The organism is Pseudomonas putida, from assembly GCF_028682175.1.
Lineage (GTDB): Bacteria > Pseudomonadota > Gammaproteobacteria > Pseudomonadales > Pseudomonadaceae > Aquipseudomonas > Aquipseudomonas putida_AD.
On the sequence record NZ_JANHKS010000040.1, the window covers coordinates 42510 to 54170 of the forward strand.

The 11661-nt window shown below is 62.8% G+C and carries 9 protein-coding genes; all 9 read right to left on the bottom strand.

The genetic code is table 11. The features are described from left to right. Positions 1-128 precede the first annotated feature (128 nt). A complete protein-coding gene (gcvP, locus tag NPS29_RS22300) occupies positions 129-2993 on the bottom strand; it encodes an aminomethyl-transferring glycine dehydrogenase (protein WP_274135142.1) in 2865 nt (954 codons plus the stop codon). A 10-nt stretch (positions 2994-3003) separates the two neighbouring features. Further along, positions 3004-3387, bottom strand: coding sequence for a glycine cleavage system protein GcvH (gcvH, locus tag NPS29_RS22305; protein WP_274135143.1), 384 nt, complete (start codon positions 3385-3387; stop codon positions 3004-3006). A 385-nt stretch (positions 3388-3772) separates the two neighbouring features. Further along, positions 3773-5281 (bottom strand): sigma-54-dependent transcriptional regulator, encoded by a 1509-nt coding sequence (locus NPS29_RS22310; protein ID WP_274135144.1) that lies wholly within the window; start codon positions 5279-5281, stop codon positions 3773-3775. 177 nt (positions 5282-5458) lie between these two features. Further along, positions 5459-5809 carry a DUF5064 family protein gene (locus tag NPS29_RS22315; RefSeq protein WP_274135146.1) on the bottom strand — a complete coding sequence of 117 codons (351 nt, stop codon included), beginning with the start codon at positions 5807-5809 and terminating at the stop codon, positions 5459-5461. A gap of 73 nt (positions 5810-5882) precedes the next feature. Beyond that, entirely contained in the window at positions 5883-6308 is a 426-nt protein-coding gene (locus NPS29_RS22320) for a YbaN family protein (RefSeq protein ID WP_274135158.1), read from the bottom strand. A gap of 95 nt (positions 6309-6403) precedes the next feature. Further along, the gene (locus tag NPS29_RS22325; protein ID WP_274135147.1) at positions 6404-7003 is read right to left on the bottom strand and encodes a biliverdin-producing heme oxygenase; all 600 of its coding nucleotides are present in this window, start codon (positions 7001-7003) and stop codon (positions 6404-6406) included. Between the two features lie 193 nt (positions 7004-7196). Beyond that, positions 7197-9806, bottom strand: a complete 2610-nt coding sequence (locus NPS29_RS22330; protein WP_274135149.1) for a TonB-dependent receptor — start codon at positions 9804-9806, stop codon at positions 7197-7199. Positions 9807-9924: 118 nt separating this feature from the next. Next, complete coding sequence (locus tag NPS29_RS22335; protein ID WP_274135151.1) at positions 9925-10830, bottom strand: FecR family protein; 906 nt, start codon at positions 10828-10830, stop codon at positions 9925-9927. Between the two features lie 157 nt (positions 10831-10987). Then, positions 10988-11503, bottom strand: a complete 516-nt coding sequence (locus NPS29_RS22340; protein WP_274135153.1) for an RNA polymerase sigma factor — start codon at positions 11501-11503, stop codon at positions 10988-10990. Positions 11504-11661: the final 158 nt, after the last annotated feature.

Here is an 11661-nt window from a genome sequence, read left to right on the forward strand (position 1 = left end):
GTTTGAGGACGTGCGGTCCGTAGCAGCCCGGCTTGCCGGCGGGAGCGTTGTATCAGTCAGCGAGTGGATGTCTGACACACCGCTCCCGCCGGCAAGCCGTGCTGCTACAGAGGTTTAGCTTATACCTGTCATGCGTCCTGATAGCTTTCGATGGACGGGCAGGCGCAGACCAGGTTGCGGTCGCCGAACACGTTGTCCACGCGGCCGACCGGTGGCCAGTATTTGCCTTCGATCAGCGACGCGACCGGGTACACGGCCTGCTCGCGGCTGTACGGATGGCTCCACTCGCCGACCAGCTCTGCTGCAGTGTGCGGGGCGTTTTTCAGCGGGTTGTCGTCCTTGTGCAGCGCGCCGCTTTCGACCGCGCGGATTTCTTCGCGGATCTTGATCATCGCGTCGCAGAAGCGATCCAGTTCTTCCTTGGACTCGCTTTCGGTCGGTTCGATCATCAGCGTACCCGCCACCGGGAACGACATGGTCGGGGCGTGGAAGCCGAAGTCGATCAGGCGCTTGGCTACGTCATCGACGCTGATGCCGCTGGTTTCCTTCAGCGGACGCAGGTCCAGGATGCATTCGTGGGCCACCAGGCCGCTGCTGCCGGTGTACAGCACAGGGTAGTGCTCTTCCAGGCGACGGGAGATGTAGTTGGCGTTGAGGATTGCCAGCTGCGAAGCGCGTTTGAGGCCTTCGCCGCCCATCATGCGGATGTACATCCAGGTGATCGGCAGAATGCTCGCGCTGCCGAACGGCGCCGCGCAGACCGCGCCTTCCTTGCGCTCCATCTTGCCATGGCCCGGCAGGAACGGGGCCAGGTGCGACTTGACGCCAATCGGGCCGACGCCCGGGCCGCCACCGCCGTGAGGGATGCAGAAAGTCTTGTGCAGGTTCAGGTGGGACACGTCGCCGCCGAACTTGCCCGGGGCGCATAGGCCGACCATGGCGTTCATGTTGGCGCCGTCGATGTAAACCTGGCCGCCGTTGTCGTGGATGATGCCGCAGATTTCGCGGATGCCTTCCTCGAACACACCGTGGGTCGACGGGTAGGTGATCATCAGCGCGGCGAGGTGTTCGCGGTGCTCGATGGCTTTGGCGCGCAGGTCTTCGATGTCTACGTTGCCGCGGGCGTCGCAAGCGGTCACGACCACGCGCATGCCGGCCATCTGGGCGGTAGCAGGGTTGGTGCCGTGGGCCGAAGAGGGGATCAGGCAGATGTCGCGGCGTTCATCGCCACGGCTCTGGTGATAGGCACGAATGGCCAGCAGGCCTGCGTACTCGCCCTGGGAGCCGGCGTTCGGTTGCAGGGAGATCGAATCATAGCCGGTGGCCGCGCACAGCATGGCTTCCAGCTCGTCGGTCAGTTGCTGGTAGCCGGCGCTCTGCTCCGCCGGGGCGAATGGGTGCAGGTTGCCGAACTCGGCCCAGGTCACCGGGATCATTTCGCTGGCGGCGTTGAGCTTCATGGTGCACGAGCCCAGCGGGATCATGGTGCGGTCCAGCGCCAGGTCCTTGTCGGCCAGACGGCGCAGGTAGCGCATCAGCTCGGTTTCGGAATGGTAGCGGTTGAACACCGGGTGGCTGAGCACCGGCGACTGACGCTTCAATTCTGCGGGCAGGCGCGCTTCGATGCTTTGTGCCAGGGCGGCGAAGTCAGGCAGGGCCTGGCCATCTGCGGCGAACAGTTTCCACAGCACTTCAACGTCGGCTTGCTGGGTGGTTTCGTCCAGCGACAGGCCCAGGCGCTCGGCGTCCACTTCGCGCAGGTTGATCTGCAGGGCGCGTGCCTTGGCGTGCAGGTCTGCGGTTTTTGCGCCGGTGTTCAGGGTGATGCTGTCGAAGAAGAACGCTTGCTCAGGCTTGAGGCCCAGTTGGCTCAAGCCTTCAGCGAAGATCGCGGTCAGGTGATGCACGCGGTTGGCGATGCGGGTCAGGCCGACCGGGCCGTGGTAGACGGCGTACATGCTGGCGATGTTGGCGAGCAGAACTTGCGCGGTGCAGATGTTGCTGGTGGCCTTCTCGCGGCGAATGTGTTGCTCGCGGGTCTGCATGGCCAGACGCAGGGCGGTCTTGCCGAAACGGTCGATGGACACGCCCACCAGACGGCCTGGCATGTCGCGCTTATAGGCATCCTTGGTGGAGAAGTAGGCGGCGTGCGGACCACCGAAGCCCAGCGGAACACCGAAGCGTTGCGCGCTGCCGATGGCCACGTCAGCGCCGAACTCGCCCGGCGGGGTCAGCAGGGTCAAGGCCAGCAGGTCGGCGGCCACGGCCACCAGTGCGTTGGCGGCGTGGAAGCGCTCGACCAGTTCGCGGTAGTCGAACACGTCACCGTTGCTGGCCGGGTATTGCAGCACGGCGCCGAAGAATTCGCTGACATCGCTCAATTGGCGCTCGTCACCGACCACCACTTCGATGCCCAGGGGTTCTGCGCGAGTACGCAGTACGTCCAGGGTTTGCGGATGGCAGTGGGCCGATGCGAAGAACTTGTGGCTGCCTTTGTTCTTGCTCAGGCGTTTGCAGAAGGTCATGGCTTCGGCAGCAGCAGTGGCTTCGTCCAGCAGCGAGGCGTTGGCGATCGGCAGGCCGGTCAGGTCGCTGATCAGGGTCTGGAAGTTAAGCAGCGACTCCAGGCGGCCCTGGGAAATTTCAGGCTGGTACGGGGTGTAGGCGGTGTACCAAGCCGGATTTTCCAGCAGGTTGCGCAGGATCGGCGCCGGGGTGTGGGTGTTGTAGTAACCCTGGCCGATGTAGGTCTTGAACAGCTGGTTCTTGCTGGCGATGGCCTTGATATCGGCCAGTGCGTCGGCTTCGCTTTGCCCGGCGGACAGGCCCAGCACGCTGGTGCCCTTGATCGATTCAGGGATGACACTGGCGCTCAGGGCTTCCAGCGAGTCGAAACCCAGGGTGGCGAGCATGGCGCTTTCGTCGTCGGCACGCGGACCGATGTGACGGGCGATGAACTCGTTGGCGGTGCTCAGTTCGATACGGTCAGTCATGTCGCGCTCCTCAGGCTTCGGCGTTGGCTTTGATCAGACGGTCGTAGGCGTCCTGATCCAGCAGTTGGCCGACAGCGGCGGCGTCGGACGGGATGAAGCGGAAGAACCAGCCTTCGCCCAGCGGGTCTTCGTTGACCAGTTCAGGGTTGGCGTCCAGCGCCGGATTGACCTCGACCACTTCGCCGGTCAGGGGCATGTACACACCGCTGGCGGCCTTGACCGATTCGACGGTGGCGGCTTCGGCGCCTTTGTCGTAGGACGCCAGTTCAGGCAGTTGCACGAATACCACGTCACCCAATGCATTCTGCGCGAATGCGGTGATCCCGACTGTGACGCTGCCGTCTGCTTCGGCACGCAGCCACTCGTGATCTTCGGTAAAACGCAACTCGGTCATCTGGTCACCCTCAATAGAAAAGCCATCGCTCGTCGTCGGCGCGAGCGTTATGCAGGAGACATAGCAAGTTTGCGGCCAACCTGGTGCGAGGCCTTTAAATCAGGGGTTTTGGCGGGATTTGGGATGAGTTACAAGTACAGTGCTGTAGCGAAATCGCTACAGTTTTGCGGGGGTGAAAAATTGTTGTGGGATCAAAGCCTTGTCGGCTGGGGATAAGCTGAAGGTGGAACGAAATCAATACGATGTATTGATTTCGTTCCACCTTCTAAATAATCGACCCGTAGCAGCACGGCTTGCCGGCGGGAGCGGTGTATCAGTCAATGCATGGGTGTCTGACACACCGCTCCCGCCGGCAAGCCGTGCTGCTACGGGACTGTGCTGGTCACTAAGCTTTCCCGGAAATCCCGTACTTGCGCAGCCGATGGGCGATGGCGGTGTGGGAGGTTTGCAGGCGGGCGGCCAGTTGGCGGGTCGAGGGGTAGTGGCTGTAGAGCTTGGCCAGCAGCGACTTCTCGAAATCTTCGACCGCCGCCTCCAGGCTTTCGACTTCGCCGTCATTGCCCTGGGCGACCGAGGTGCCTGCGATGTCCAGGTCGCCGATCTCCACCAGCGAGCTTTCACAGACGGCTGCCGCCCGGAAAATCACGTTCTGCAACTGCCGCACATTGCCCGGCCAGCGGTTGCCCAGCAGCGCCGGGTAAGTGCCTGGGGCAAGGCGGCAGACCGGGCGCTGGATCTGGGTGCAGGCCTGCTCCATGAAGAATCGAGCCAGCAGCAGAATGTCCTGCCCGCGTTCGCGCAACGGCGGAACGTCCAGATTCAGCACGTTCAGGCGATAGAAAAGGTCTTCGCGGAAGGTGCCTTCGGCGACCATCTTTTCCAGATCGCGGTGGGTCGCGCTGAGAATGCGCACGTTGACCTGCACTTCCTTGTCACCGCCGACGCGACGGAAACTGCCATCGTTGAGAAAACGCAGCAGCTTGGCCTGCAGGTAAGGCGACATCTCGCCGATTTCATCGAGAAACACCGTGCCCTGGTTGGCCAGCTCCATCAGGCCGGGCTTGCCGCCGCGCTGGGCTCCGGTAAAGGCGCCGGGGGCGTAGCCGAACAGCTCGCTTTCGGCGAGGTTCTCCGGCAATGCCGCACAGTTGAGCGCCAGAAATGGCGCGCTGTGGCGAGCACTGACGGCGTGGCAGGCGCGGGCCACAAGTTCCTTGCCGGTGCCGGTTTCACCTTGAATCAGCAGCGGCGCATCGAGGGCCGCCACCCGTTGCGCGCGGGCCTTGAGGGTGCGAATCGGCGCGGAATCGCCGAGCAGTGCGTCGAAGCCTTCTGCATGATCGTGATGCAGGGCCGACAGGCGCTCGCCGATGCGGCTGGGCAGATACAGGGTCAGCAAGGCGCCGGCGTCGGTGATGGGCGTGGCGTCGAGCAGCAGCGTTTCGCCGTTGAGCGTCACCTCGCGCATGGGCAGGCGAAAGCCGTTTTCCAGCAGCGCGGTTTGCAGGCCCGGTTCGTTGAAAAGCTCGGCCAACGACTCGCCCGCAGGTTCGCGACCATACAGTGCTACCAGGGCAGGGTTGGCCAGCAGCACATGGCCTGCGCTGTCCAGCGCCAGTACCGGGTCGGTCATGGCGGCGAGCAGGGCGTCCAGTTGCAGGTGGCGACGCTGGCCGGGGAGGATGTCCACGACCTTGATCGCCTCAACGCCACGTACCCGAAACAGCCGGTCCTTGAGTTCTTCGAGCAGCTCGTGGCTCAAGGTCGGGGCGTCGATGTAGACGTTAGGCGGCACCATCTCCACGGCGTCGAGATTCAGATTGCGCGCGCCGAGAATCGCCAACACTTCCTGGGTGATGCCGACGCGGTCGATGAACGTGACGTGGATGCGCATGGGGTGTGGTGCAGTTCGGGCTGAGAAGCTTCGGATTATGCCAGTAAACCGTCCGAACTTTCTGCAGCGCCACCGACCCTGTAGGAGTGAGCTTGCTCGCGATAGCAGTGTGTCAGGCGACATCAATGCGTCTGAACGACTGCTATCGCGGGCAAGCGCGCTCCTACAGGCCGAGGGTTACTCCAGATGCTCCGGCTTCACCGCGTCGCCCGATTTCATGTCGAGCTTGTCGCGGATGTCTTCGAACATGGCGTCGTAGTCGCCGTGCATGTCATGCAGGTCGGCGTTTTTGGGAAGGCCATGTTTCTCGCAGATGCGCGAAGCTTCGCTGGCGAAGTTGTAGGCAAGGTCCTTGGGCAGCTCGAAGGCGTCATTGACTGGCTTGCCATTGATGTCCCCGTCGAGGGTGAAATGCATGCCGGGGCCGGCGTCGGTCTGGCTGACCTCGTAGCGGATGTGCAGGTCGTAACCAATTTCATCCGGTTGCAGGGCAGGACGGGTGATGTGCAGATGGCCTGGCTCGAACATGTGACTGCTCCCTCAAGAAACGATGATCGTATGGAGCAGACCGTGCGCCAGGCCCGGGGTTCAGCACCACAGGTCAAGGTTGCCCGGAAGACTCCGTGCAGCGGGCGGTGTGCGAACCCGGTTCGGGCCGCGACCAGATCCACAGGTTGACCAGCACCATGCCGGTGACTGCGAAGTAGATCCACCAGTTGTGCTTGAGCACCACCAGCATGACAACCGCACATATCAGCATGGTGACAGTGGCGCTGATCTTGGCGCTGCGGGCGATCAGCTTGCCGTTGCGCCAGTTGCTCAGCATCGGGCCGAACAGGCGATGATTTTCCAGCCAGGCGCTCAGGCGCGGCGAGCTTCTGGTGGCGGCCCAGGCGGCCAGCAGGATGAATTCGGTGGTGGGCAGCCCCGGAATGAATATCGCAATGATGCCAATGGCAAGGCTGACGTAGGCCAGCATGCCGAACAGGATGCGGGACAGTTTGCTGCCTGGGGGAGTGTTGGTCATGAGTCTCGGGTACGGCAGGGTAAAGATGTGCTTCAAGGGCTCGCTCCCTCGAAAGGACGCCCAGCTTAACAGTGCCGGGCGCCAAACGCTTCGATTCAGGCCGGTTCCGCGTGGGCAGCCGACGTATAGGCATGGTCCAGCAGCACGTTGAAACGCTCGAACGCGGCTACGGCGCCTTTATCGATCTGGCGTTCCTGCTCTTCGCTGAAGGGCAGGTCGTCGAGGATCCGGATGAAACGTTTCCAGCCATCGGCACGGCCACCCGTCGGTTCGCCCAGATGGCGGGCACCGAAGGTTTCGCTCAGGTTCAGGGCCACGGCGCGCTTGATGAGAAAGGCTGCGCCCAGCTTCGAGCCCTCGGAGACGAACAGCCAGCCCAGGGCTTCGGCCTGGGAGGGGTTATGCACAGCGCCGGCGACGGGCGACGGGATTGGCGTTTCGAGGTCGTTGAGGTCGGCCTTGGCCTGTTCGGCGCGGCAGCGATCGGGCAGGTCGGCGATCAGTTCGATCAGTTGCGGGTCGGTGTACAGCGCTTTCAGTTCCTGCTGGAACAGGTATTGAGCGGTCAGGAAGCGGGAGTAGCTGGCCAGGGTTTCAAACGGTGCATTGGCCTTGACCGCCTTGTCCAGTTGTTCGTGGGGAGCGTGGGTGATCTGGTTCAGCCGCTGGGAGCGACGAATCGGGTCTTGGGACATGGTGTCTTCCTTGGGGAAAATGAGGCGCTTGTAGACGAGACGAGTGAGGGCGGTTCGAGCGTAAAAAAATCCATGGCAAACACTGCCCCGTAGCAGCACGGCTTGCCGGCGGGGCGGTGTGTCAGTCTAAGCATGGGTGTCTGACACGACGCCCCCGCCGGCAAGCCGTGCTGCTACGGGGAAGTGGATGGCGTCAGATATCCCACACCAGGTTGATCGCGAAGTTGCGGCCCGGCTGGGTCAGGCGGTCCAGGTTCGCCGGTTGGGTGACAGCCGCCTCGCCTACGCCGTCGTAGCCGCGCACGTCGTCCCACAGCCAGTACTTCTTGTCGGCCAGGTTGTACAGGCCGCCGCTGACGGTCACATCGTCGGTGACCTTGTAGAAGCCGGTCAGGTCCACCAGCCCGAAGCCCGGGGTCTTGAACTGGGTCGAAGAGCCATCCGGTGCGTGGAAGTTGGAGTCGTCCACCCGGGTCTTGCGCTTGACCAGGGTCCAGCTCAGCAAGCCGCCGTAGTTGTCCTGGTCATAACCCAGGCCGAAGGTGCCGGTCAGCGGGTTGATGCTGTTGATCGGCTGGCCGGTGTCGTCGTTGCGCCCGTGCTGATACGCCACCGAGCCCAGGGTGTAGAGGCCTTGCGGGGCGCCGTAGCTGTCCAGGTTCAGGCGGCCCTTGAGTTCGAGGCCCTTGATGGTGGCGTGCTTGATGTTGTTGGACTGAAACACCGCCGTGTTGGAACTGGCCGGCTGGATGGCGTCTTCGTTGATGAAGTCGCGGTACTTGTTATAGAACACCGCCACATCGAACGAGCCCTCGTCGAAACGGCCGCGCAGGCCGGTTTCAAAGCTCTTGCTCTTCTCCGGCTCCAGGTCCGGGTTCGGCGCGACGACATAGCCGGTATTGATGTTCTCGAAGCGGCCGTACAGTGCCTTGGCGCTTGGGGTACGGAAGCCCTCGGCGTACTGGCCGTACCAGGTGTAGGCGTCGTCGATGGCGTAGGTCACACCGAGTTTGGGCGACAGGCGATGCCACTTCTTCTCGCTGTCGTCGAACTGGCTGGCGCTGGTCAGGCCTACGGCGCGCAGGAATTCCGGAGTGGCGTGTGGATTGAGCGTGGTGTAGTCGTAGCGCGCACCCGGCATGAATGTCCAGTCACCCCACTTGATCTGGTCCTGGGCGAACAGCGCGTAGGTGTTGATGGTCGGGTCCGGGAAGTCGCTGTTTGGCGCCAGGCTGTCGGAGGCGGTCGGGCTGGTCGCACCGATGGTGCGGCAGGTGCCGAGGACCGATGCGCAGGTCGCGGTGCCGCTACGTTCGCCGGTGACTTTCTGCTGCTTGAGGGTGGTGCCATAGGTCAGCAGGTGCTCGGTGTCGGCGATGCTGAAGGCCTTGTCCAGCTGCGCGTCGAAGATCCACTGGCGTTCCTTGTAGGTGGTGTCGCGGGTTCGCCAGACGTCGCGCGTTGGCGCCCCTGTGAACGGATTGCTTGGAACGTACCGCTCCATGGTGTCCTGGTCGGTCTTGGCGATCTGGTAGTTAAGGCTCCACTTGACGTTGTCCACCAGCAGGCTGTCCAGCGCGAAGGTGTTTTCCAGGCCGAAACGCTCGCGGGTGATCACATCGTTGCCTTCACGGCTGCGATACATGCCAGAGCTGACGCCGGAAATGAACGGCCCGCCCACCGCACTTTTCTGGTTGGTGTGGGTGTCGTCCTTGTACTTCTCGTAGGTGAAGGCCAGGCGGTCGTTGTCGTTGTAGTTCCAGCCCAGTTTGGCCAGCACGTTGGTGGCGCGACGGTCTTCAGGGTTGGCGGCGGTGCGGGACAGACCGGTGCCACCGTGCTCGCCGTAGGATTCGGTCTCGCGCCCGTTGCGCTGGCTCAGGTGCAGCAAACCGTCGAAATCGCCTTCACGGCCCGCCAGGGTGGCGGAGTTCAGCCAGCTGTTGTCGACCGAGCTGTACCCGGTTTTCAGGCGTGCGCCGACGTCGCTGCCGGGCTTGATGATGTCTTCGGGATCGAGGGTGTAGTAGCTCACCGCGCCGCCGATGGCGCTGCTGCCGTAGAGCGCCGAGGCCGGGCCGCGCAGGATCTCGACGCGCTTGATGATTTCCGGGTCGACGTAGTTGCGGTGAGTGTTGGCGTAGGGGCCGGAGAAGTAGTTGTCCGGGACTTCGACGCCATCGACCTGGGTCAGGATGCGGTCGCCGTCGATGCCGCGAATGTTGTAGCCGCTGGTGCCTGCACGCTGGCCCGCGCCGCCTACCGAGACGCCGGGCTCATAGCGCACCAGATCGCGAATGGTGTTGACGTTTTTACGATCCAGATCCTCACGGGTCTGCACGGTGACGGTGCTGGGGACCGAGTCCACCGACTGGGCCTGTCGGGTGGCACTGACCGTGACCTGATCCAGGGCCAGTGTGCCGGTGTTGCTGCGCTTTTCCAGCACCACATTGTTGTTGCCCAGGCTGCGGTAGCTCAGGTTGCTGCCCGCCAGCAGGCGATCAAGCGCCTTTTCGGCAGGCATCGACCCGTTGACGCCCGGAGAGGTAACGTTCTGCGCCAGATCCGAGGACATCCCGACCTGCCAGCCCGTCACCTTGCTGAACTCGTTCAACGCCGACACCAGCGGTTGCTGCTTGATCGAGAACTGATAGCTGCCCGCGACACGCGCCGGTTGTTCGGCGGCGAGGGTGGGCGCTGCGTGCAGGCCGGCGGCGAACACGGCGACGGTCAGCAGGGAAAGGGTGAAGTTGCTGGTGCTGCGGGGTGAATCGGATGTCCCGGGGGTGAACGTGGACGGCATCGATAGCGCTCCCTGTCGTGCGGCTCGTTATAAGTGTTAGCAAGTATTTAATAGGAATCACTTGCATTGGCTATGACGAGACGAACGACGAACGGTTATCGCGTAAAAATAATTATTCTCAATTGAGGATGACCAGCGCAGGCAGTTCATGCAGGTGCGCGGAGGTGATCTGCGCCAGGGAGCGGACCACGTCCACCGGGTTGTCCAGGCGGTAGTTTCCGGTCACGGCAACCTTGTCCAGCCGGTCATTGGCGCTGACGATCCAGCCAGGATAATAGCGGCGCAGCTCGGCCAGCACTTCGCTCAGCGGGCAGTTATCGAAAATCAGGCGCCCCTGGACCCAGGCCAGGTCCTTGTTGCGGTCGATCTTTTCACGATGGCCAAATCCGTCGGGCCCGACCCTGAGGCTGTCGCCTGCGCCCAGGCTGACCTGGGAATTGCCCTTGGTCGCCTGCACGTTCACCGCGCCATGTTCGACCTGAATCTGCGCGACCCCGTCCAGATAGCGCACGGCAAAGGCAGTGCTGCTGGCGCTCATGCGCACGGGACCTGCCTCGACCTCAAGGGGCAGGCCCTTGGCCCCCGGCACTTCGAAGAACGCTTCACCCTGATACAGACGGGCGATGCGCTGGTGTTCATCCAGGTCGCTGGAGAACGCAGATCGGGTATTGAGTAGCACCTTCGAACCGTCTGCAAGCTCCAGCCGCTGGCGCTCTCCGGTCACTGTGAGGTGGTCGGCCTTGAGCCTCAGGGGCAGGTCGCTGAAGTTGAACAGGCCCAGAATCAACAGCGCTGCGGTGGCCAGTGGCATCCAGTGGGGGCGCAGGCGCTTGAACATCGAGGGCTTTTTCGGCGCGGCCAGGGTCACTGCGGCGTCGAGCACCGGCTGCGAATTCCACACGGCCTCGGCCCTGGCGAAAGCTTCGCCATGGGCAGGGTCGGCGGCCAGCCATTCATGAAAACGGGCCTGCTGCTGGGCGTCGGCATCTTCCAGTTCGATCAGCCACATCAGGGCTTGATCCATGGCGCTGTCGTTCAGCGCATCGGCTGGTTGACCGGTGCCAGGTGAGTGAGAGTCCGTCAAGGAGCGTCCTCGGTTGCACGGTTTGGGGCGCGATTCTAGCGTCACAGACGCAAGGCTCCGCCGGATTTCTTATGAAGTATGGATCAGGCTGCTCTCATCAGCGTTCGAGCCGGGCAGCAACCCCGACACAGATCGCCATGATCAGCTTGAGTTCCTTTTGTACGGTGCTGGCCGAAACCCCCAGTTGCTCGGCGATCTCCAGGTAGCTGCAACCATTGAGCCGGCTGAGGGTGAAGATTTTCTGCTGGCGGGGCGTGAGCTTCTCAAGGCTCGCGTTCAGGCTCTGCAGCAGGCGGTTGGCGTGGGCGGCGTCTTCCAGCGCGGCATCAGGGGCGACCACGTTGTAGATATCGGCAATGGGCGCGTCATCGACAATGGTGCGGGCATGAATGCGTCGTGCGCGCAGATGATCCAGCGCCAGGTTGCGTGCCGTCTGGAATACGAAGGGTTCGAGGTGATCGATGGGCCGCTCGCCCAGCGCACGGGTCACCCGCAGGTAGGTTTCCTGCAACAGGTCTTCGGCGGTGCTGGGGTTGCGAACCATGCGTTGCAGGGTGCGCAGCAGGATCGTCCGTCTTGCCAGGAAGACGTCGTTGAAGTGTGACTGACTCACGGGGATACCCGACCAGAAATTCAGCGAATGATAATGCTTATCATCTGCCATGCGGGTCAAGGGTAAAAATTGCAAAGAATGTGTAAACGCGAGGGGGGCGCTTTGCTCTCGTAGCAGCACGGCTTGCCGGCGGGGCGATCTTGAGAACGCCCCGCCGG

Bases quoted from the DNA above. Each gene is read 5' to 3' on its own strand.
- NPS29_RS22315 (WP_274135146.1), bottom strand. From the start codon at position 5,809: ATGTTCGAGCCAGGCCATCTGCACATCACCCGTCCTGCCCTGCAACCG.
- NPS29_RS22325 (WP_274135147.1), bottom strand. From the start codon at position 7,003: ATGTCCCAAGACCCGATTCGTCGCTCCCAGCGGCTGAACCAGATCACC.
- gcvH (WP_274135143.1), bottom strand. From the start codon at position 3,387: ATGACCGAGTTGCGTTTTACCGAAGATCACGAGTGGCTGCGTGCCGAA.
- gcvP (WP_274135142.1), bottom strand. From the start codon at position 2,993: ATGACTGACCGTATCGAACTGAGCACCGCCAACGAGTTCATCGCCCGT.
- NPS29_RS22330 (WP_274135149.1), bottom strand. From the start codon at position 9,806: ATGCCGTCCACGTTCACCCCCGGGACATCCGATTCACCCCGCAGCACC.
- NPS29_RS22310 (WP_274135144.1), bottom strand. From the start codon at position 5,281: ATGCGCATCCACGTCACGTTCATCGACCGCGTCGGCATCACCCAGGAA.
- NPS29_RS22320 (WP_274135158.1), bottom strand. From the start codon at position 6,308: ATGACCAACACTCCCCCAGGCAGCAAACTGTCCCGCATCCTGTTCGGC.
- NPS29_RS22335 (WP_274135151.1), bottom strand. From the start codon at position 10,830: ATGGATCAAGCCCTGATGTGGCTGATCGAACTGGAAGATGCCGACGCC.